At 42.5% G+C, this 22,876-nt stretch carries 17 protein-coding genes and 4 tRNA genes; 7 read left to right on the top strand and 14 right to left on the bottom strand.

The window, feature by feature from the left end:
* Positions 1-731: 731 nt before the first annotated feature.
* The 14 genes from OC193_RS19305 to OC193_RS19240 form a co-directional block, all read right to left on the bottom strand.
* Positions 732-2,408 carry an amidohydrolase gene (locus OC193_RS19305; protein ID WP_080967417.1) on the bottom strand — a complete coding sequence of 559 codons (1,677 nt, stop codon included), beginning with the start codon at positions 2,406-2,408 and terminating at the stop codon, positions 732-734.
* A 111-nt stretch (positions 2,409-2,519) separates the two neighbouring features.
* Positions 2,520-4,136: an MFS transporter gene (locus OC193_RS19300; RefSeq protein ID WP_048662637.1), complete on the bottom strand. Its 1,617-nt coding sequence runs from the start codon at positions 4,134-4,136 to the stop codon at positions 2,520-2,522.
* Positions 4,137-4,605: 469 nt separating this feature from the next.
* Complete coding sequence (locus OC193_RS19295; protein WP_048662638.1) at positions 4,606-5,565, bottom strand: DUF2860 family protein; 960 nt, start codon at positions 5,563-5,565, stop codon at positions 4,606-4,608.
* A 410-nt stretch (positions 5,566-5,975) separates the two neighbouring features.
* Positions 5,976-6,293, bottom strand: a complete 318-nt coding sequence (locus tag OC193_RS19290) for a c-type cytochrome (protein WP_048662639.1) — start codon at positions 6,291-6,293, stop codon at positions 5,976-5,978.
* Between the two features lie 194 nt (positions 6,294-6,487).
* The gene (locus OC193_RS19285; RefSeq protein ID WP_048666270.1) at positions 6,488-7,396 is read right to left on the bottom strand and encodes an IS5 family transposase; all 909 of its coding nucleotides are present in this window, start codon (positions 7,394-7,396) and stop codon (positions 6,488-6,490) included.
* 133 nt (positions 7,397-7,529) lie between these two features.
* A complete protein-coding gene (locus OC193_RS19280) occupies positions 7,530-8,219 on the bottom strand; it encodes a helix-turn-helix domain-containing protein (RefSeq protein ID WP_048662960.1) in 690 nt (229 codons plus the stop codon).
* Positions 8,220-8,314: 95 nt separating this feature from the next.
* A complete protein-coding gene (locus OC193_RS19275; RefSeq protein ID WP_048660099.1) occupies positions 8,315-9,196 on the bottom strand; it encodes a hypothetical protein in 882 nt (293 codons plus the stop codon).
* On the bottom strand, positions 9,186-11,678 hold the full coding sequence (locus tag OC193_RS19270; protein WP_376740091.1) for a fimbria/pilus outer membrane usher protein: 2,493 nt from the start codon (positions 11,676-11,678) through the stop codon (positions 9,186-9,188). Before OC193_RS19270 ends, OC193_RS19275 begins: the two co-directional genes overlap by 11 nt.
* Positions 11,662-12,348 (bottom strand): fimbrial biogenesis chaperone, encoded by a 687-nt coding sequence (locus tag OC193_RS19265; RefSeq protein WP_048660100.1) that lies wholly within the window; start codon positions 12,346-12,348, stop codon positions 11,662-11,664. Before OC193_RS19265 ends, OC193_RS19270 begins: the two co-directional genes overlap by 17 nt.
* 2 nt (positions 12,349-12,350) lie before the next feature.
* On the bottom strand, positions 12,351-13,076 hold the full coding sequence (locus OC193_RS19260) for a fimbrial biogenesis chaperone (RefSeq protein WP_048662958.1): 726 nt from the start codon (positions 13,074-13,076) through the stop codon (positions 12,351-12,353).
* 89 nt (positions 13,077-13,165) lie between these two features.
* Positions 13,166-13,663, bottom strand: a complete 498-nt coding sequence (locus OC193_RS19255) for a hypothetical protein (RefSeq protein ID WP_017080976.1) — start codon at positions 13,661-13,663, stop codon at positions 13,166-13,168.
* Between the two features lie 77 nt (positions 13,664-13,740).
* Entirely contained in the window at positions 13,741-14,265 is a 525-nt protein-coding gene (locus OC193_RS19250; protein ID WP_230682680.1) for a hypothetical protein, read from the bottom strand.
* A 767-nt stretch (positions 14,266-15,032) separates the two neighbouring features.
* Positions 15,033-16,037, bottom strand: coding sequence for a low-specificity L-threonine aldolase (gene ltaE / locus OC193_RS19245; protein WP_048660102.1), 1,005 nt, complete (start codon positions 16,035-16,037; stop codon positions 15,033-15,035).
* Between the two features lie 17 nt (positions 16,038-16,054).
* Positions 16,055-16,570 carry an NUDIX hydrolase gene (locus tag OC193_RS19240; protein WP_048660103.1) on the bottom strand — a complete coding sequence of 172 codons (516 nt, stop codon included), beginning with the start codon at positions 16,568-16,570 and terminating at the stop codon, positions 16,055-16,057.
* Positions 16,571-16,858: 288 nt separating this feature from the next.
* Between OC193_RS19240 and OC193_RS19235 the strand changes: the two genes are divergently transcribed.
* From OC193_RS19235 to OC193_RS19205, 7 genes are all read left to right on the top strand, one after another.
* The gene (locus OC193_RS19235; RefSeq protein WP_019822307.1) at positions 16,859-18,514 is read left to right on the top strand and encodes an ATPase RavA domain-containing protein; all 1,656 of its coding nucleotides are present in this window, start codon (positions 16,859-16,861) and stop codon (positions 18,512-18,514) included.
* 11 nt (positions 18,515-18,525) lie between these two features.
* Complete coding sequence (gene viaA / locus OC193_RS19230) at positions 18,526-19,971, top strand: ATPase RavA stimulator ViaA (protein WP_048660104.1); 1,446 nt, start codon at positions 18,526-18,528, stop codon at positions 19,969-19,971.
* Between the two features lie 199 nt (positions 19,972-20,170).
* Positions 20,171-20,244: transfer RNA gene (locus tag OC193_RS19225), tRNA-Cys, on the top strand.
* A gap of 45 nt (positions 20,245-20,289) precedes the next feature.
* Positions 20,290-20,365: transfer RNA gene (locus OC193_RS19220), tRNA-Gly, on the top strand.
* An 80-nt stretch (positions 20,366-20,445) separates the two neighbouring features.
* Positions 20,446-20,532: transfer RNA gene (locus tag OC193_RS19215), tRNA-Leu, on the top strand.
* A 64-nt stretch (positions 20,533-20,596) separates the two neighbouring features.
* Positions 20,597-20,670 (top strand) — tRNA-Cys (locus OC193_RS19210).
* Between the two features lie 303 nt (positions 20,671-20,973).
* Positions 20,974-22,863, top strand: coding sequence for a methyl-accepting chemotaxis protein (locus OC193_RS19205; RefSeq protein ID WP_446033457.1), 1,890 nt, complete (start codon positions 20,974-20,976; stop codon positions 22,861-22,863).
* Positions 22,864-22,876: the final 13 nt, after the last annotated feature.

Genomic DNA, 22,876 nt, shown 5'->3' with positions numbered 1-22,876 from the left:
TCCGGAAACGAAACTAAAGTAATAAAATCTATGTCATTTTTTGTTATCGATAACTTAATGTTTTTTATCAGTTATCTTAGTTTTTGAGTATGGAAAAAGTCATCGATTTCGAACGTGTTAAGCTCTATTTTAAGGCTGTTTTCCTTGGCTGATTCAATAGCGTTTATTATCTTTTGACCGATATTGTAAGAAAAATAAACCGTAACAAAAGCCAATAAGAACAAAGGAAATAGTTGTCGTAACATGATTGAAAAACCTTCTAATATTTACTTGTGGCAGAGTTTTAAAGCGTTCTATTAGTGGTACTGGCCAATGCTGGAAGTGTAGGGACAGCAAATTAGATGAATACCTTGACCGCTGGAGTTGAATGCCACTCAATTTAAGTGTGTTAATAGGCTCTATTGCAGGTAGATCATATTTAGCCGGTGAGGTTGTATTCGGTTTCCAATACGTTCAATTGTGTTAAACGTTGATAGCGCCCGTACAAAACCGGCTTCAATACAGTGCTAACTGTGATTTATATTGGGTATTGAGTTTGCTTACTGTTTCAAAAATCTACTGGTCATAAATGAAGGCCCCGGTTAAAGGGCCTAGAGCAAATCATATGGATAGCATCGTTTTAATGTTCACCTCAGTTGTAGACTAAGACTTAAGCCTTTAACTGTATGCTACGAGAACTGAGCCTTGGGGGAACGAAGGTGAACTACGAGCTTAAGTGTCGAGTCGAACGACTAAGCTTGGTAGGTGACGTTACCAGCCATGATGGTGGTTCTCACCGCTACCTTGTCGAGCTGGTTTGGCGAAATATTTAGAGGGTTTCTATCGATGATCATCATGTCTGCGACTTTCCCTGCCTCTAAGGTACCGTGTGTATCTTCTATCTTGAATTGTTCAGCTGCCCACAAGGTATAGCCTTTCAGTGCTTGCTCAACAGTAATAGCTTCTTCTGCATTTAAAACATCACCGGTGTAGGTTTCGCGTGTTACTGCCGTTTTGATTGATTGCCATGGTGCCGTTGGAGTTACTGGAGCATCATTGTGCAACGTCGGGTGTAAGCCATGATCGACAGCGGTTTTAACTTTGAAGGTATGGTGTAGGTCTTCATCCTTGAAGTAGTCGTGAATGATTTGACCACCGGTCCAGTATAGGTGTCCCATGATAAAACTCGGACGTGTATTGAGTGCTTTCATACGCTCAAACTGTGGAGTTTCTGTTAGTGACAGGTGATGTGCCAGAGACATAAAGTTGCTCACATCATGGCCGTTTTCTTGTGCAGTCGTACGAGCGTGTTCAACCGCGTCTAACGCTGCACTGAGTGCTTGTTCTCCGTTAGCGTGGAAAACAAAGTCGATACCTAGTTGAGCTGCAGCCCCTGCGGTTTGGTTGAATATTTCTTGCGTTCCCCACAATGGACGAGGTAGGTTTTTAAACTCATCATTCTGATATTCCAACTTTGTTGCTGCATTGCCACCTTGTACTGAGCCGTCGGTAAAGGCTTTCAAAAAACCAATGCGGAACTTATCCGTTTGGTACTCAGCGCGTTGAGCGATGACTTGTGCAAAGTCAGGGTAGTTATTAACGATCCCTCCAACTACACGAACGTTGAAGTTGTCATCGCGTGAAGCTTCGACAAGTGTCCCTAATGTTTTTGGAGACATGATCATAAGGTCTGAAGTGACAGTGATGCCTTGACGCGCATATTGTTGAGATGCTGCTACAACATCTCGCACTTCTGGGGTTGGGAATGTCCCTTTATATGCATGCATAACTGCGGCTTGGCCCAAAATCATGCCTGTAAGCTCACCATTTTCATCTTTGATGTATTCAGAGTTTGGTGGTACTTCACAGTCTTTGGTTATGCTCAGCTCTTCCATAGCTTTGCTGTTCAACCAACCGCCGTGGCCTTGCATTGTAATAAACATTGGTAGTTCTGGGTGCGTTGCATCGATCTCTGCTAAAGATGGTATCTGTTGTTTTTTAACATCCCAGCCAATGCCCATCAACCAACCATCTTTATTGGGTGTCATCGCACGAAATGCAGCCATCATTTCGTCCTGTTTTTGGTATTTGAAGAAACTCAGATCGTGCATGGACTCCATGTTACCGCACAGTAAGATATGACTGTGGTTCTCAATAAAGCTTGGCATCAGCGTTTGGCCTGCTAGGTCGTGAAGCTTTGCTTTCGGATATTGTGCTTTTAGGTTTTGCTCAGCACCCACGGCAATAATATGACCATTTTCTGTGACGACCGATTCAACGCTTGGGTTGTCGTCGTTCATTGTTAGGATTGAACCACCGAAATAGAGAGTTTGATTGTTATTCATTGTCGATACCTGTGCATTAGAGGAAGAGGTTGAAGACGTATTGGTTTCACTGCTGAACAGCTTTCTGAATATTCTTGCGATCATGGTTTGTGCCTCGCTATGTGTTACCGATGTAAGGCCACTTTTACTGTAGTGGCCTTAGGTAATCGTTTTTGTGTCGGTTATGTTTGTTAAAAAGGCTGTAGGCTTGTAGGGCTAACTTTTGTTCTGCATAAGTGAACGACGTGGTAATCTACGACAGATAACTAGTCCTGAAGCTACGATCAACATTAGTACTAACATGGTTTTGATTGCTGAGTTATGGCGTGCTTCTGCGTTGATTGCGAGAATGATGTTTTGCTCTACTTCATTTGCTGTAATGTCGGAAATCAACATACGGAAGTCATCATTGCTCGTGAAAGGTAGTGCAGGAATATTGAGAACAGCTTGTTTGGTTTGAGCCGTTAACGCCTCATGTTCGTTTACATCATTCTTGAGGTTGCCAGTTAAAGAGAACATCAACACAGAACCAAGAACGGCTACGCCAAATGCTTGACCGACATTACGAGATGTCGCTTGAATACCACCAGACTGTTCTGCGTCACGTTGTTCTAATGCAGACGTTACTGTGATAGAAGCTTGAGTCATAAGAACACCAACACCGAAACCAAAGATAGCTAAGCCAATGTGCTGCAGCGCGTTCACACCGTCTTCTGTGATACCAAATGTTGCTATGATCAACCCAACTAAAGAGACTGAGAAGCCTGTTAGACAAACGGTTCTTACCGTTAGGTTGGCCATCTTAGCCGGCGCGATTACCGTCCCTAAAATCATGCCTATTGCAAACATTGTCATCAGAAGGCCGGCGGCCATAGCACTAGCACCACCTACTACTTGCACGTAAGCTATGTTGATAAACAGAGATCCAAACATTAGAAATACAATAGCGCACAAGTACAAACCAATCAGAACCTGTTTGTTTTTGATAAATGCAGATGGAATCAGGGCGGTGCCATGTTTCGCTTCAAAACTTGCTTCCCATTTCAGAAGAACAAATAATGTCGCTAGGCCAAAAAAGACGAGAGGTAGAGCAGGAGAAATGCCCATTAAGGTCTCGTCGGATATTGGCGCAATAAGCCCCCAGTCTGAAATTTTCAGTAGCCCGACAATCGTTGAAAGTAAACCGACCGAAGACAGTAATACACCGACAATATCGAACTTTCCTTCGAACTTAGCTTTTGGCATTGCTTCAAGCTTGAATGTCGCAAAAAACACCAAAATAAAGTAAGCAGTAACGCCAAAGAAAGAAATGGTAAAGCCAAACTTATCAAGCGCAGCTCCCATCGCGAGTGGCACGATAGCCGTTGCTACGCCGACTGCGCCAGCGATACCTGCAAAAGCGATTGCTTGATCTTTACCTTGGTAGAGCCCTGCGACGTGCGCCAAGATCGCAGGAACGAGGAATACAGCACCAAGGCCTGCTGCAACACGACCACCAAAGATGAGAACATCCATATTTGGTGAAAGAGCCGCAATAGCACCAGAAGCAGCAAGCAGTAATGCACCTAAACGAAGCTGGCGTCCCCATCCTAGAAATAAGCCTGTTAAACCACCTACAATCATGCCTGCACCTGCAATTAATGGGTACATCGCATTGGCGAATTGAATTTCGGGCATGGTAGCGCTTAGTTGAGTGATCAATGCTTCGGTTGCAACGGCGAATCCGCTGTTGTCGAGCATCGTACCTAACTGGGCAAGTATAAGAATGCCTAAGCTCAGCCATTTGGCTTTGCCTGCAGTCCCTTTTATTTCAGCGTCAAGAGTTGTACTCATCAGATACCTCGGTTATTTATTTGTTATTTGAATAGTGTGTCGAATTGGTGATTAGTATTGAGGTGATGAGCTACTATGGCTAACAACAAAAAATAAAGTGTCGTGATTTTGTAAGTGTTTGTTTGAATTGATTTTATTTGTGCCGTGTCATTTTTTGTTCTGTGGCGTTATTGAAGTGAATTGCTTCTATAGCAGCACAGTTCACACTTAGGTTATGTCGATGAATACATTTAAAGTATTGTCCAAGTAATAGGAGTAACTGATGGGTAAGTTAAGACTAAATAGCAATTAAGAAGCCTAAGGTGCTTTGAACGGGATGTTAACTGGCAAAAATTACCCTAATGTGTATCTGCATATATGAACAAAGCCGTTAACACTGTGAGCTAACGGCTTATTTGTCTGGGGGCATTCTGTCTACTTGACTTGATTAAGAACCGTGGAGGTTCATTAGTCTTTGCGTGAAATCGCTCTAGAAGGCGTAGTTAATTGAAGCTGAAAGTAGCCATTCGCGGTGAGTAAAAAATTCAATATTTGACTCGTTCTTACGTGTGCCCATAAAAGTCGCTACGCTCCAATTGTCCCAACTTCCGAGGTCTTTATATTCATATGCGACAAACAACTTATAGCTATTGTCTGATCTGGTGCGGTCAAATATAGGGTTTTCTGTACGATAGTCACTGTGAACGTAGTTGCCTGTGATAGCTAAACCATAAGTAGAAGACGTAAAAAAGTATGAGCCTTCAAAGGCATATCTATTATGTTGATTCGCTTTACCGTCGGCATCGTGAAATGTGTAGCTTAAGCCATAGTTAATACCTGATTGAAGGCTCAACATCGACAGATACTGAGCTTTGATGAAATAGGCTTGGCTATCACGTTCTAATAGCGTATCCGTGACATGATCTTCATCGACATCCGCGTAGGCATATGCCATATCTAAAGAAAAGTTGGTTTGCGCGAGGTTACTCAGTTTCAATCGCACTGCGCCACCATCGACATCTGTCGTCTGTCTACTTTGAGTCATGTCGTATGGGTTCGTCCATACTTCACCGGGGACCACTGTCGGTAAGTAAGCCAAATCAAATGTGGTACCGGAATTTAACTGTTTTTGGTAACCGAACTCGAATGCCAACGTTCCGACCGATAAGTCATCACGAGAAGTACCCATGTATAAGCGGTGATCTCGATCTTCACCAAAATCAAAGTTAAGAATACCTAGGGGGGTGAAAATGGTTTTGTCGCCATCATCTCCGCGGTTTGAGCCTTCGCCTAAGTTTGGGTTGCCCTCTGTGTAGAGGTTTGAATCAGAATGGGTATAGAGGGTAACAAAAAGAACCTCTCCACTGAACTGATCCCACTCGACAGCGTGTGTGTTGCTTATTGTTGCTATAGAAGTCAGTGCCATTAAAGACAATTTTATCGCGTTCATAACAATCTCAATAGTAGGCTTACCTTAAATCATCCTTGTATGGGTATTGATGAAAATTCAGTCCGTTAAATTGTTTCGTGAGACATAGAATTCAATAAATAGAAAAGGGCGAATCGTTATAGACTGCGCTTCGAAAGCTCATCATATTGATAAGAATCCATGCATTCGGAATGAATTATTCAGTGATGGAGGGAATAATGCTAACCACAAAAAGTGACCCGTCAGTCACGTTGCAACTATCTGAATAATATAGTTAAATATTTTTTGTCACTTTTGATTTTTTGGGGTTGAAGGTTTGCTTCTGAGGTGATTTAGCTATTTTTATATGTTTAGGCTCGCTAAGTCGGAAGGCTAGCCGTTCCCGTTCAAATGTTAACAAGATGGTTTTAGTTGGGACCTTAAAAAGTACGTTATTTGTTTTTGGAAGCGTAAAAGGCAGCGATATCTTTTAAGTCTTGATCGTTGAGTTTACTCAGTTGTGCTTGCATCATCTGAGCGTAAGCGCCTTGTCTATCTCCGTTTTGGTAAGCTTTCATTGTGTTATAGAGGTAAGTTGAATCTTGACCAGAAAGTTTTGGGTAATCAGGGTGACTTGTGTCGCCCGTTGAGGTATGGCAAAAAACGCAGCTTGGTGATTTCATTTTACCCAGTTGGGGATCACCAAAATCAGAAGCATGAAGGCTAGGGGAAAGAGTCAGTAATAGAAAAGCGAAGGATTGATAAGTCATGCTTTGCTCCAGTAAAAAAATAATAATAAAGCTTACCCTAAGGGGAAGCTCAAGTCTTCATTGCTATAGAGGCTAATTTGTTTAGAGTTAAAGTGTACTTTTCGCCTTGTTAGGCAGATGAAGCGTCTTCAGAAATGATGGGCTTTGTTGCGTAATTAGATTTAAAAATAGAGCTACCCCGTTTCGGGCGTTTCTTAGTCGATACGACAAGTTTCAGGCATACCTAACCCAGTAAGTTTGTTCAACGCTTTTATCATCGCGTAAGTTTCACCCACCTGCGCATTGTAATTTCTTAAGCTCAGTTGCCCTCCTAGCAACCGTTTAACTCGATACATCGCTGTTTCTGAGAGTGAACGTTTGTGATATCCATACCGCTCTTTCCAATACTTATTTGAGCCGTATAACTTCTGGCAGCCCACGGCAAGATTTCGAGGGTGACCACGCTCCCAGAAGGCAGCCCCTTCTCTTGGGGGAATAAGCGCAATGGCTCCCTTAATCTTAATAGCAGCATGACACAATCTCGTGTCGTAAGCGCCATCACCAGACACCTCAAGGATGCTTCGGCGTGTTTGTTTCAGTAAGTTCGGGAGGACTTCTCCATCTGTAACCGTTGATAAACTTAGCTCGGCGGCAATGATCTCATGAGTGTTGGTATCGACTGCAATATGCAGCTTTCGCCAGACTCTACGCTTGCCATCCGTCCCATGTTTTTCACCTTCGCCATAAACCTTAAGGCCAGTTGCATCAATGGCTAGGTGTTGTATCGCTCCTCTCGTTTTAGTCTTAAATGAGACCTTAACTTGCTTGGCTCTACGGCTGATGCAGGTGTAATGCGGACAACTTAGCGGCACATGGGCTAACCTAAATATCGAGTCGATAAATCCTTGCAGCGCTCTCAGTGGCATAGAAAAAACTCGTTTCACCATGAGTGCTGTCGTAATAGCTAAATCACTGAACCGACGTGGTCTCCCACGCTTATTCTGTTTGCTTTGCGCCCAGCCGCTTATCGCCTCTTCATCAATCCAAAAGGTCAGAGAGCCACGGTTAATGAGTGATTGATTGTATTGCTTCCAGTTGGTTGTTTTATAACGAGGGTTAGGCATAGGGCTACGAGAGGGAGTGTATGTAGCTGATCAGATCGTAGGTTCTGGATTTAGTTCCACTGAATTACGCAACAAAGCCAACTGTCATGGTGCTTGTTGGTAACTGTAATTTACTATTATCTTTGTATTGTAGTTATACTTTGAGCTTTATGTCTGGTTGTATAATGTTCTCTAAACTATTGATAAAATATGCTTTTCTTATCGCTTCTTTGCGATTTGTGACATTTATTTTTTTATATATATTGTATACGTGCGTCTTTACCGTACTTTCTGAAATAAATAGTTCGTTTGATATTTCTAAATTTGAATCTCCTCTAATCACCCGTTTGAATATTTGAACTTCTCTTTTTGTAAGGCTAGATAGTATTACTTTCGACTTGAAAGTGTAATCGTGTCTATTAGATAAAATATGCGACATTAACTTTCTCGGTAACCACAAATCGTCGTCACACACTGTTTTTAAACAACGGGTAAGATGATCAATAGGAGCATCCTGATAGATGATTCCCTTTATATTAAACAAGTTGAATAACTGCATTACGGTAATACTCTGTCCGGTAATGTCTGCAGGGACATCATAAACTACCCATTTATTGGATTCTATTTTGGATAAGATGATGTTGATATCTTCGATATTTGCTAATAGCAAGTAGCTAATAAGGACGATATCGAAAGTTTTATGGTTATTCGAGCGCTCAATGCTCGCCAAACATTCTCTGCTAAAAGAAAAGTCACTGTATTTTCCTATTTCGCGCTGAATAAACTGGTTGTTAATACCGTTGTCACCAATTAGGAGCATCTGTTTTAAATTATTTCTATGCATAACTTATTCCGAGCCTGGTAAATCATGTTTTGATTCTATGACGTTGTGTTTTATAAAATTAAGCTCTTCGGCTTAATTTTTACATAATTGCATAATTATGGTTGCTGTGAAAGTCGAGGTTCAATAGAAATTTGTAATGTATCGTCATATTGTCCTCCTGGTTTGTTCTCTGTTTCACCAATAACAATGTTCAAAGGAATGGGCTGACCAATCGTAGCCGAAAGACGTTGAATTCTTTCATCCAGTTGCTCAAGATTTACTCTGTCGCTATCGAGGGACAATTGATATGGAATGTCCCATTTGGTCTCATTAGATTCATGACGCAGCATTCCTTGGTGGGATGATTCCAATACGATGGTATAAGCTGTATTGCTTTGAACCCATAGGTTAGGTGCAGAACGAATAACCTTGTTTGAGTATAAGGTTCCTAGATCAAGGTCATAATGTTGTTGGGTTAATCCATAAAAATGAATTTTCGCAGCAGGAGGAACGGTAACCGATACTGGGATGGAACTAGGGCTAATTTCTATTTGTTGACTATTTGATGTATAAGACGGCGAGACTTCCAATAACCCCCGATAGGTTCCTGATGCTAACCATTGTTTGCTCGGAAATCGCATTTGTATCGTTGCCGAAGGTTGGCTGTCGGTTAATGATAAGTGCCATTGATTAGCCACTGGCATACCGATCTGTCCACTCCACTCAAAGTTGAGTTTGTCTTGGTTTGACCCTTTTAACGAGCGGCTTGTATCGTTAAGCTGCAAAATTAAGCTTAAGTTGCAGGGTTCGCCAATTATGTTCGCATCTATACGGTAAGTGTTTATTGTTGCGAATGTGCCTGCGCTGAAAACATCATATTGTGATTTCGATGAGACGGGTTGAATAGTCAACGCACTAGCTTCACATGCCAATGCCGAAGGTACATGGTTTATGGCTATGAGGAACAAGGATCCCCAAAGTACTTGTTTATTCGACATACACATCTCCTAGTCTTATCAAGTTGTTACTGCGTTCACTGAGGGAAATGATGACTGACTCTTGTTCTTTAGTGTCTAGTACTAATTGATATTTACCTGGCTTTAACCCAGAGATTGCAAATATGCCGTTGCGATTTGTAAAGAAGTCAATTGGCAACTGTTTTGCCTCACCAAGGTAATGTGCTACACCAGCGACAAGTGAAATAGGGTTGTTACTTTGACGATCGAATAGCTTGCCAATAACGGTTAATACAGCATCAGATCCAATCTGGAGTTGGAAGCCCCTTTTGTAACCCGGCTTAATCCAAAAAGCGCCGTCGCCTAAGTCATACCCTGGTGGCAAGTTATCGACCTCGTAACTGACTACTTGGCCATTATAAGCAACAAGGTCAGGAACCATGGCACTTGCATCTCCTTTAAGATAAACGCGTGCGTACTCATCCTCTTTTGTGGGATCGATAGCCACGTCATTCTCTTTAAGGCTCTTATGTTTGCTGACAATAGCAAATGCTTCGCGTACTGGTCTGCCGATCGTCACAGATGAGCCCGCAAAAGCAATGGCACTACTAATGGTCACGTCAGTATTGTGGTTTCGTGTTTCACCACTAATGTCTTCAAGCCGCGATGCGTGGGTTGCATTTAATTCATAGCGGTTTGCCGTGTAGTTAATTCCGGCATCCATATCGGCATCCGTTTCTTCGTTATTAATGACACTCGCAAACGCTGATATCCCGCCTGTGTTACCAATATTATTTTGATAGCTGTAATCTAAGGCGGCTTCATTGAGTTCTGTGGTGTATCGACCGACGACACGAGTTTGTCGACTAAGAGGCCAGCTAACGGTGACTGTAGTGCTGATATCATCGTCTTCGGTTGCGTTGTTCCGATAGTTAACGCGTGCGCTCCAGGTGGCGGGTGTATCAAACAGTCCGTCCGATAAACTCGGGCTAATCAGCCAATAATCGTTCTCTTTGTCTACTCCTGAACGATAATTGAGCGTAATGGCGGCACGTAAGGACTGACCAAGATAAATGGAGCTGAATGCAGAGACATAATGAGTGGTTAAGTTGATATCGATATTGGAAGCATCAACCCCTGAAACCCCAGTAAAATTGTTGGCCAGATATTCATAACTGAAACTCAGTTGTGGGGACAGCGTGTTCGTATTGGAAAACTCCGCATCGAACGCAAATTTGTAAGCGTCGCCAGTTCCAAATGTAGGGTGTTCGCTAAGAGAAGCAGTGAGTTCAGTGACGCCCCATGTAGAAGCGAGTAACGCAGTGGCACCATATTGATAAAGACCTTCACGGGTTTGAAAGTTCGTACCTAACGTTAACCAAGGACTAATACCCACATCAATATAACCATGGAAAATGCGCTCGTCGGTTAGGTACTCTAGTTGTCCATTTTGTAATTCAGAAGGCGCTCCATACATGATGCTATATTCAAACTCACCGCTATTGAGCAAGTCGTTACCGGTCGCAATAGAAAACTCGATGCGTTCTTCATTCCCGGAGCGGTCGGTGATGACGAGTACAATATCATTGCTACCTTGCGCTAGAGGTATGTCACTAAGGTTATAGCTACCAGCGCCTAGCGTTAATCGCTGGACTGCAATCCCATCTATATAGACATCGACATTTGAAGCTCTTTGAAGTGTGAATGATTGATTGGCTCGCGGTCGTGCATTTCTGGTTGGAATAAGTGTGAAATCTCGAGTTAAGCCAATACCAAGTATGTCGGTGCTGTCCTGAAAAGATTGACCACTGTTGTACATATCGCCGAGCACAAGTCGTGTGCCTTGTTTTGCAAAGTCAATATTAAGACGAGATCCTTCTCTTACGTATCGCGAATCTTGTGATGAGCTGTTTTCTAAATAAGATTCATACTCAAAGTTTAGAAAACCAATGTTAAGTGCTGAGTCAAACTGACTGCGATAGAGATCCTGCCTTGACGAATTCTGATCGACATATTGGCTCTCATTAGCCGAAAGGGCAAAGTTAACGTATCCACTAAACAAACTTGGCTCAGCATAGTTATAAAAATCATCTGCGCCATTCATAGACAGTTGCTGGGTTAAGCTAAATTCAGGCGGTACTGTCACGATGCATTCTAATAAAGAAAAATCGAAACTAAGACCTAATCCTACGCTCTCAAAATGGTGCTGAGACAGCATTTTATCGCTTGTCGTGTCATTGAGTTTCCCAATACCTTCTTGAGTTACGACGGACGAAAGGAGAGAAAGCGTACTTTCCTTCGGTAACAAGATTTCATTGTTTGCGGTAATGATAATGTCCGCTTCTCCAAGTATGGTGTCACTTATTCTTAACAAAGAGGTAAGTTGAATATCTCGTCCTGTCGGGTTCAAGACCATTTCTTGACCCCAAGCAACAGGGCTTAAGGCAGCACAATAAAAAAGTACTAATACCAAGACATACAAAACTTGCCACATCTTGGGATAGGTTTCAGTTTTCATGCCCATGGTAAGTGCCCACTGGTAAATAATTTAAAGAAGAAGGCAAAGTAATAATGGAGCGTGGTGGAATAAACTGCTCACCTAAAGCCTCATGTACTTTTTGGCTCTGAGATTCGAGCCCCGCAAAATGAAGTAACGATGTATAGGTAAATCGCGACCCAGAATTAGTGAGTGTCAGTTGACCTTGTTCATCTATGTGTAATTTCACGTCAGGCTCTAAAGAGGACGAGTGAATGTGCAACAACGCATTGTAGTGAACTTGTAAATTGATACCGGTTGTTAGCCCGATGGGTTTGTCTATCCTCGCGTGGTTCTGGCCAATATTCACGGTACTGAAGCGAACGAAGTAACTCTGGGAGGTTTCGAGTAATCGCTTTCCCAACCACTGTATACGGAATACTTGGCGTGCACCGGGTGCCAACATTGCGGCTGGTGGAAACACAAACATCTCTTCACTCGATAGATCTGATGTTTGGAACGTGCCATCAGATAAGAAGTTCAAACGACGAACGTTAGCTTCTAGTGGGAGAGCTTGTGTTGAATTGTTAGTTACAACCAGTTGCGATGTTGCTCTGTGATCTGTGTTGAGCTCGATGACGGTTGGAAACAATGTTATGCCAAACGTTTGTGCACACAGAAAGCAATAAATGAGCCCACCCAAGATATAACGTCTCATTGCTATTGATCCTGCTCTATTTCAATCGATAGGGTGTCCACATCATAATTTTTAAGAGGCAGCATTTCGAAAAAGCGAGTGGAGTAGGGTAGGACTAAAGTACCCGGAATACGTTTAGCGATTTCTACGCCTTTTAAATATGTTGAATTTTTACCATCAGATATTTTCCATGTTGTATTGGTTAATCGACCATAACTATTACCACTGTTAAGTACCTCAAGAACCCATTTGTTCTTTTTGTCATTTTGTTCGATACTTTTAATTTCTAGCTGAGAAGCCGTGTTCTGAGGTCGCACGTTGATAAGCGTATTAAACTGAAGCAAAAGACTTACTTGCCCTTGGTTGCTGCTTGCTCTTTGAACTTTCACTTGCTTAACAGCAATTCGATAGGCTTTAGATTCTGTGATGGAAGGATCGCCTAAATAGCGCACCATAATGGATTGTGATCGTCCAGGTTCAATAATCGCGGTCACTGGAATAACTAGTAGCTCGTCATCAGCAGGAGTGGTGGTCTCTTTGCCATATTTGTCCATTGTCATATATACCGGAGACAACTCAACCGTGAGCGGTTCTTGAGAAGAATTCTCAACCCTCATGGTCATTTGAGCTCTTTTGCCAAGCGGCGTCATTTCCATAGACATCGGTTCTACTTTGAACGCATGAGCGGACAAACAAGTGAACGACAATAAAAACAGAACGGTCCATTTATGTATGATCCATTGATACATAGCGATAAGCTCCAAATTAAACTTACGTCGTTGAGATTGAGGCTGAGATTAAGTCGGAGGCCAAATAATAGCCCCCGACTTATTAACCTCTAATTTGAGGTGATATTTACGGTTAATGTATCTGAGTAGCCACCTGCCCATGGGGAGGTTTCTGTCGTCACAATATCAATAGATGCGGCAACACCTGTCGCTAATGCGCCAGAACCGCCATAAGAATTACTGACTGAAACGTCATTTAGACCTGGGCCCCCTGGTGCATTAAGCGTGAACGGAGCTAAGCCTGAAGGATTAAATGTTGCATCGTATGTAAGAGCGTAGTCTTCGCTATCATCTGACTCTAGACCACCTTCAGCACTTGTCAGTGTCACAGTTGCACCATCGACGTCATTACACTTCATGTTAAGACCACTAACAGAAAGGTTTTGAATTTGAGATACGTTACCAAAGTCCATAAGTTGCGTTGAAAGACCAGTAACCTCACATACAGGTGAAACAAATCCAACTAACTGTACATCACCTGGAGCGGCTTGGACTTGAGCGCCAAAAATAGCTGTGACTGTTGCTGCGTAGAGTGTTAGCTTTTTCATTAGAAATTCCTTTATCTTAAATGATTGGCTCGAATACTGCTGAGCGTATGTTGTTCTGCAGATACATTGCAGAGTTTTCACTTTGTTACGCTATGAATCGAAGGGTAAACTTCGATCTCAATAACGTCTTGATAATAACCTGCGTAATGCAAGCTATTTTCGAGTGCTACCCTAAGATTCCCCTGTTGAGAGAACGGAATAACACCAGAACTGTCTATCATTACTGGTGAAGTAAGTTGGCTACTGTGCCTACTTTCATGAAGACGAATTTTGTCTATTTGTAATGACAAATTGTAACTTTCAATAATATCAACCCCTTGATGTTGATATTTTAAGCCTCCATATTTTGAGTTGATCGTTATACCCAACGGACGGTTACAATAAATATTAAAAGGCAACGATTGCACATCACGGTGTTCCGTAAAATTCATAATGTTGCCAGAGAAGAAGTTTATTTCGCATCGGTCTTTGATCTGACCGCTAATTCCTAACGTTAAGCTATTAGCACTGGCATATAATGAAAGTGACAGACTGAAAATTAACGCTGAGACGATTAAGTTATGAAGAATTCGAAATGCTTTAACCATAATCTCACCTCTCAACGGTTGAATGTAACTTGTTGCTTAACTGTGAAAACTATATGTGCTTTAAAAAATGGTGAAGTAGTAAAAAAAGTTTATTATTTAAGAGAAGTATGAGTTTTAGTATGATTTTAATCTGAACCGAAGAGATTAAATGATTGGATAATAATACTATATTCAATTAGATAGTGGAGTTTCCCCCAATGTTTGAGTTGACGAGCGATTTTTATTTAATTGATAAAAATAGAAGTATGGTCTACGTCGAGTGTATTGAGTTTTTTGATGGGCCCTTGTCACCACAATAGTTACAGTGTTATTAACGGGGAGGCTAATTTGAAAACTTAAATTATAAGTTGATTTTAGCGATTTTAAATTTTTATTTCCGAGAGGGGTATCTGCTGTTTGTTTATTGAAATTAGTTATTTAAACGAATTTTTAGGGGAGGTTAACTCTAGTTTTAAATACCGTATACGTGGTATTTAAAAGCTTGACATTATTATTACTAAGTTATTTACCTGTAGTGAACAGACAAAGCTTTAAGTCATTAATGAAATTCAAACTCAAAGGTTAATTGAATGCTTAAATTTAGGGGTTATTCTTAGAAGGTATCCTTATAGGCCAAAACGAGATTGCGTTCTGTTCCAGTCAATCTAGTGTGTTTTCTAGAAAACCTACAGGTGTCGAAGGCTGGTTTTGTTGTGGAATTGTCTAACAGATTTGATGAAAAATTAAAGCTTCCCGAAGGAAGCTTTAGTGTTAATTGCGATAGAGGCTCTTCTCGTTAAGAGTTAAAGTGCATTTTCTAGCTTTGTTAGGAAAGTAGTGATGTCTTCAGAGCTGATATCTCTATGAGTAACAAATCGAACCGGGTTACCTGGAGACATCGTAATGCCTTGTTTGCCCAGTTCGCGAGCGATTCGGTTGATATCCACGGACTCATCTAACTTAGCAAACACAATGTTAGTTTGAATGAAATCAGGGTTAACAGAAAAGCCTTCTAACTTGCTTAGGCCGATCGCTAGGTTTTTCGCGTTCTCGTGGTCAGCTTTAAGTTGAGCAACGTTCTCAGTCAGTGCCATTTTACCTGCTGCAGCAAGAATGCCTGCTTGACGCATACCGCCACCAACCATTTTACGTAGTCGACGTGCTTTAGCGATGTACTCTTTACTACCAAGTAGCAGAGAGCCAATCGGAGCACCTAAACCTTTCGATAAACAAATCGTCATCGAATCGAAGTGTTGCGCGATCTCTTTAATGTGAACGTCTAACGCGACTGCCGCATTGTATACGCGTGCACCGTCTAAGTGCATCTGTAAACCATGTTGGTTTACGAACTCACGAGCTTCCGCTAGGTAAGACATTGGCAGCACTTTACCATTGATCGTGTTTTCTAAACTAAGAAGCTTAGTACGAGCAAAGTGGCTGTCGTCTGGCTTAATCGCAGCAGCGAGCCTTTTAAAATCTAAAGTGCCGTCTGGGTTGTTCTCGATTGGTTGAGGTTGAATCGAGCCCAATACCGCCGCGCCACCGGCTTCGTATTTGTAGTTGTGCGCCTGTTGACCACATAGGTATTCATCACCACGCTCACAGTGGGCCATTAGGCCGAGTAGGTTGGCTTGCGTACCTGAAGAGGTGAACATAGCGGCTTCAAAGCCCGTTTCGTTGGCTGCCCACTGCTCAAGCTCGTTTACTGTTGGGTCATCACCATATACATCATCACCGACTTCTGCGTTTGCCATTACATCTCGCATAGCTTGTGAGGGTTTAGTTACGGTATCAGAACGAAAGTCCATGTTTCTCTCCTAGAGTGTTATAGGTAGCCGCAGAGTTGGGCTTTACTTAAACAAGCGATAGTTTTTGTATCGGTGATTTGATCGTGTCGTATTTTATCTTGCAGTTCTTCTAAGCTTAGTTCGAGCACTTCTATGACTTCATCTTCATCACATTCAAAGCGGGTAGTGAGGCTTAAGTCTTTTGCGACAAACAGATACTGTATTTCATCACAGAAGCCAGCCAAAGGGGTGACTTGCCCCAAGCTTTGAAAGGAAGTTGCGCTGTAACCGGTTTCTTCTTCCAATTCACGCTGGGCACATTGAAGAGGTGTCTCATCAATTTCCATCGTGCCTGCAGGTAGTTCCAAAAGCCATTTCTTAAGAGAAGGGCGGAATTGGTTAATGAGGATTATTTTTCCAGACGAAGTGATAGGAAGAATAACTGCCGCGCCAGGGTGGTTTATTGTTGTATGTTTTACCACGACGTTCGTAGGGAGCGTCACGTTCTCTTCTATGAGAGAAATACTTTTCCATTTATGGATAACTTTACTCATGCAGTCTGGCCACATTCCTTGCCAATTTTTCGTATAACGGAAGACGTGCACCACCATAACGTCTATGGTGTCGAAAATAAAAGAAAAATTAGGGTTAACAATAGATTTAGTTTCACGCCGTTCGTGATGTTACTCTCATAATTGGAATCTATGATTGCGCCAAAATTACCGACGTAACCATCTGATATAAATGCAACTCAATAATAAAATACACTTGTAACAAAGTGCTAACAAATGTATAAAAACATATCTACACTCTCAATTGTTCAAAGATTTTCGGAGTAACGCATGAACCCTTCTATTTCTTCACATGCTGACAAGGCGCTACTCTCTGAAAGAATCAATAAATTAGCGCATGCTCTCTCTGATGGAGTCTATGAAAGAGAAGACACGATTAAGCTATGTTTACTGGCTGCATTGGCTGGTGAAAGCGTGTTTCTATTAGGCCCTCCGGGCATTGCAAAAAGCCTTATCGCAAAACGTCTTATTCAGGCTTTTGACAACAGTAGTTATTTTGAATATTTGATGACACGTTTCTCTACGCCAGAGGAAGTGTTCGGCCCGCTAAGTATCCAAGAATTAAAAGACAACGGTCGTTATGTAAGACTGACCGAAGGTTACCTACCAACAGCACAAGTTGTATTCCTTGATGAGATCTGGAAAGCCGGCCCTGCAATCTTAAACACACTGCTTACTGTAGTGAACGAAAAAACATTTAAGAACGGCAGCGACATTGAACGCGTACCTATGCGCTTGTTGGTTTCTGCATCTAATGAACTTCCAGATGAAGACAGCGGCCTAGAAGCCCTTTATGACCGTATGTTGGTTCGCGTGTTTGTTAACCGTATTCAAAACAAACAAAATTTCAAATCAATGCTGACAACCGGTACTTCTCAAGAAGCTGTGATTCCAAAAGGTTTGGCGATCACTGACATTGAGTACCATCAATGGCAGAAAGAGCTCGACAAGCTAGAGCTGACCGATAACTCGTTTAACAAGCTGTATGAACTGAAAACCATGCTTGAAGAGACGGTTAAGAAGCAAGGCTCAGCCTCAGAGTCAGACTTGTATGTATCGGATAGACGCTGGAAGAAGGCCGTTAAACTATTGAAAGCGAGTGCGTTCTTCAGTGGCCGCGATAGCGTGAACCCGCTAGATATCATGCTTCTGCAGGATTGTTTATGGCATAGCCCTGAATCGCGCGATGTAGTTCGTAGCGTGGTGAAAGACTTTGCATTGAACCGAGCGTTTGATCAACAAGAGTCGAAAGCTCAAATTGAGATGTCTCGTGAAGAGTTAGAAGAGATTCAAGACGATGTTGAATCGACGCTATCAGTTTCGCTCTCTATGGAATCAACCAGCGGCTTGTTGCGTAAAGACGTTTACCAGAATGATATCAAGAACGCGAAAATGTACAGCGTGGGCAGTGCATACAATCTAGTGAAACTCGTTATGCTGCAAAGCAACATGTCGGTGTCTGAATCTGAGAAAGGTGATAGTCGTTGGGTATACGTAGCCAAAGACGATTTTGATCGTGTTCTTAAAGAAGGCCACGGTGATATTTACGGTTACGTAAACGAAAATAAAAACCTATGCCGCTTAAAACTCGACTTGGATGCATCGAACCAATTAGTGATTAAAGACATTGCCAATCGCTCTGTCTTGGTGAGCGTTGTTACCACAGATGGTTTGGATCAAGAACTGTATAACAAGTGGTTGAGTGGTGCTGAGAAAGCCTTAGAGCAGTTAACTGAAGCTGAATTCAAGTTAAAACGTGTTCGTACTGAATTCCATGATGCGTTACCTCATAACTATATTGACCCTGATTTACCGAAAGCGATGGAAGCAAGTTTGCAAGCGGTAACGCAAGATCTTGAAACCACGAAAGTGAAGAGTGCAAAGATTGCTCAGCGTATTAAGTTTATGAGCCAGTACTTCGAGTAAGGGGAGAGCATATGTTAGGAGCAGACGGCTTAAACCTCGCTTTGATGGTGGCTGATTCAGGAATCATTGATACAGCGATGAACGATCTCATTGCTCGCTCTCAAGTCATGATGGCTGCTGAGAATAAAGGCGTAAAAACATCAGTCAAAAATCACTTAGTTAAATGGCGTGGTAAGGTCAAAAAGCGCGTCACTAAAGTGTGCGAAACCGACCGATTCCAAGAAGAAATCGCCCTCTACCAAGAAGTGATTCACTGGGATGAACCGCAATTCTTTGATGAGATTGATAGTGTCATCAAAAAACTGGAGTGGCACTCCGCGTTCTATCTACAAGCAAGACGCTTGATGGAAAACAACAAAGGCGTTTATAACGCGATGTTTCCACACTACTTTTGCGACCAATGGTACCAATCTCTTTCTGATGCGATCAAACAAGCTCAAGTAACCGAACTCGAAACAAGCAAAGAAAAAGTCTTAGCCGATCTTTATCAGCGCATGGAAACCATGAAAAACATGGACAAAGTGACGGAGTCGGGTGATGAAGGCAGTGTAGGGCGCTTGTGGGACATGGCATCTGCCAAGTTAAGCAAAACAGACCTTACCATCATGAAACGTCATGCTGAGTTCTTGAATAAGCACAAGGGCTTGCAAGAGATTGCTGAAAAACTAGGCCGTATGGCTGGTGAGGAAGATGATCCTTCGCTACATAAAGCCCCTGTAGAAGAATTGCAGATGGTTGAAGAGAAAAGCGATGAAGCGGTCGATGACATTGTCGGGATTCACGAAAGTGATGACCTCAACAAGATGTTGCCAAACGAGACCATGTTTTTAGCTTATCCAGAGCTTGAGGTTATCTTCTACAAGCATTTGGCTGACAAGCGCTTACTTAGCTACCGTTCGCAAGGTAAATCTCGTACATTACGCAAAGTGAAAGCTCAGAAGCCAGATAGCAAGAATGTTGATATCGAAAAAGGTCCGTTCATCGTTTGTGTGGACGCGTCTGGCTCGATGAGTGGATTCCCTGAGCAGTCTGCCAAAGCTATGGCTTATGCCTTAATGCAAATTGCTCTCGCGGAAGAGAGAGACTGTTACGTGATTCTGTTCTCTTCTGAGCAGATTACCTATGAGTTAACAAGGCAAGATGGCCTGCGTGAGGCGAGTGATTTCTTAAGTTACTCATTCCATGGCGGTACGGATCTAGAACCTGTGCTGATGAAGTCGATTGATTTGATGACGGGTGATAAGTACAAAAACGCAGATTTGATTGTGCTTTCTGATTTTATTGCGCCTAAGCAGTCAGACGAGATGATTGCTCAAGTCGAAAAATTGAAAGAACACAAAAACCGTTTCCACGCAGTGAGCTTATCTAAGTACGGTAACCCTCAACTTATGACCATGTTTGACCATTGTTGGGCGTATCACCCAAGTTTGGTTGGTCGTTTTATGAAGAAGTGGTAACGCCAATACACCTAAATTGAATCCATTTTGCTGTGTGTTTTTTGATAGAAGAGATCGAACATGCAGCAATTTGATTTAAATGTCAGCAAACGGAATTTAAATTCACTTTTTTGTTTGACTATCTTCTCTCAATCCGTAAAGTAGGCACCCGAACACAGCGGAGCAGCTTACTTAAGTCCCTAAAGTGTTGAATTAAAAAGGCGCCTTGGCAGAGTGGCTATGCAGCGGATTGCAAATCCGTGGACCTCGGTTCGACTCCGGGAGGCGCCTCCATTCTTTCTCTTAGTTTTATAAGTAAGAGATACTAAGAATGAAAATGCGATACTAGCTCAGTTGGTAGAGCGCAACCTTGCCAAGGTTGAGGTCATCGGTTCGAACCCGATGTATCGCTCCAAATTTTGTAGTGTTGATTCATTTCGACATTAAGATGGTGTTTTACTTTTCAGTAATCGGCATCGCAATAAAGAATTGCGTGCCCTGGTGGTGGAATTGGTAGACACAAGGGATTTAAAATCCCTCGACGTTCGCGTTGTGCCGGTTCAAGTCCGGCCCGGGGCACCATCTATTTGATTATTACCTTTTTGGGTAATGTTCAAAAGAGTTGTTCTCTTAAAACACTATTGAAGGCGCCTTGGCAGAGTGGCTATGCAGCGGATTGCAAATCCGTGGACCTCGGTTCGACTCCGGGAGGCGCCTCCATCATTCAGAAGAAACCAGTCCTAGCGGCTGGTTTTTTCGTTTCTGACTTCCCTGTCTTTGAGTCACTATTTCTTTTTTAAACAACTTGTTTCACCACTTCATTATCTGTTCTATCCTGAGTTATCTTCGATTAAATCTACCATTCATGTGTCGTTGATAAACCCGTAAATAAATAGAAGTCACAATTAAACATAATGCTCAATTTGTTTCATGGTTTTTTGGGATAACCCTAATTAAAACATGACTATGAGTGATAATGTTCCTCTTTATATTTCCTTAATTGTTCTATAAGAGGTTCTTAATATGCAATTTAGTCTAAAGAGAAAGATGGTTTTCTCTGTAGTTTTGGCGATTGCAGTGACATCTGCCATTCTTCTTTTCATGGGTTATAAAACCTTTCAAAACAACAGCTGGCAAGCAATAGAAAGTGAGAGTCGTAACACACTGCATGCACACGCGAAAGGGATCAGTGATTGGTTTCACGATAAGAAACAAGCCGTGCATGGCTTACAGCAACAGGTGCAGCTAAACCCTTCCTTAGATATCGTACCTCATTTGCGTCAAACTCTTGTATCTGGTGGCTTTGGGTTAAGTTATTACGGTAATAAAGAGGGGGAGATGTTCCGTCATGACCCTTCGCTTAATAAAGCGGGCTATGACCCAAGAGTCCGAGGTTGGTACAAAGAGACGTTAGCTCAGAATAAAGCCGTCACTACAAAGCCGTATGTTAGCGTCACAATGCAAGCGTTAGTGGTAACACTTACTGATCCTGTCACGGAGAATGGCTCGATCATCGGTGTTGTTGCGTCTAATTTAGCATTAGACAAACTGATCGAGGACGTATTGGCGATTCAGGTTCCGGGTAATGGACGTGCGATTCTCATTGATAAAGAAGGTACGGTCGTTGCGCACCAAAATAAAGAGTTCATTCTCAAACAAGTGACTGAGATTGCGCCTGAACTCAGTGTTTCTGGTTTGAACAGTGCCGCACAAAATCTAACGACGATCTTTACTCAAGTTGATGGTAGTGAACGAGTGCTAATGGCCGAACCTATTAAAGGCACGGACTGGCTACTTGTGATTGAAATGGACAAAGAGGTTTTAGAACAGCCGTTGTTCGACATGTTGATCAGCCAAATTACTACTGGTTTGATTGTCTTGATCGTGATGGCAGCTGCAACGTCTTGGTTTGTCGCTCGACAGCTGGTGGAGTTAGGACGAGTGAGCGAAGCGCTCGCGGATATTGCTGAAGGCGAAGGTGATTTAACGCAGCGCCTTCAAGTCTCAAGCAAAGACGAAGTAGGGCAACTCGCTGATAAGTTTAATGTGTTCGTAGATCGACTTCATGGAATGATGACGAACGTGACACAAGTTTCAACTGCAATGAACAATGGTGCAGAGCACGCTAATAGCAGCGCGTTGAAGCGCAGTGATAGCGTAAGCAGGCAGCAAGACGAAATAACCATGGTGGCAACCGCTGTGACAGAGATGGCGACAGCAACCTCTGAAATTGCTGCTAACGCTGATAACACAGCCAAAAGCGCGACTCACTCGGTTGAATTGAGCGAGCAAGGCTTCCAGCAGATGGCAAAAAGCCAATCATCAATTAATGAACTAGCAACCGAGCTTACAAGTGCTGTGTCTATCATTAGTGAGTTGGAAGAACATGGTCAGCAAATTGCCTCTATCTTAGCGACAATACGTGAAATAGCCGAGCAAACTAACTTGTTAGCGCTTAATGCTGCGATTGAAGCTGCTAGGGCTGGCGAACAAGGTCGTGGCTTTGCTGTGGTTGCTGATGAGGTTCGAGTACTGTCTCAACGAACTCATGCTTCAACAGAAGAAATTGAAGACAAAATCAAGCGATTGCAACAAGCGACCAATGGTGCGGTGAAAGTGATGACACAAAGCCATGATATGGCGAAGACAAGTGTGCACGATGTAGACATGGCGGGAGAGAGTTTGGCTCAAATCCGTGAGGCAATTCAGATGATAAGCGATATGGCGACTCAGATCGCTTCTGCTGCTGAAGAGCAATCACTGGTTACTGCGGAAATTAATGCCAATACTGAGTCTGTACGTGAAGTGAGTGATGTTATGGCACTTGATGCCACTGACGCTGTTTCGCAAGCGGATCAGCTCAGCCACTTAGCCAGCGATTTGAAGCAAGAGTTGTCACGATTCAAGCTTTAATAGATAAACAAAC

It is taken from the genome of Vibrio crassostreae (assembly GCF_024347415.1).
GTDB lineage: Bacteria > Pseudomonadota > Gammaproteobacteria > Enterobacterales > Vibrionaceae > Vibrio > Vibrio crassostreae.
Note: the sequence above shows the minus strand (reverse complement) of the source record. Positions and strands in the feature narration are given on the sequence as shown.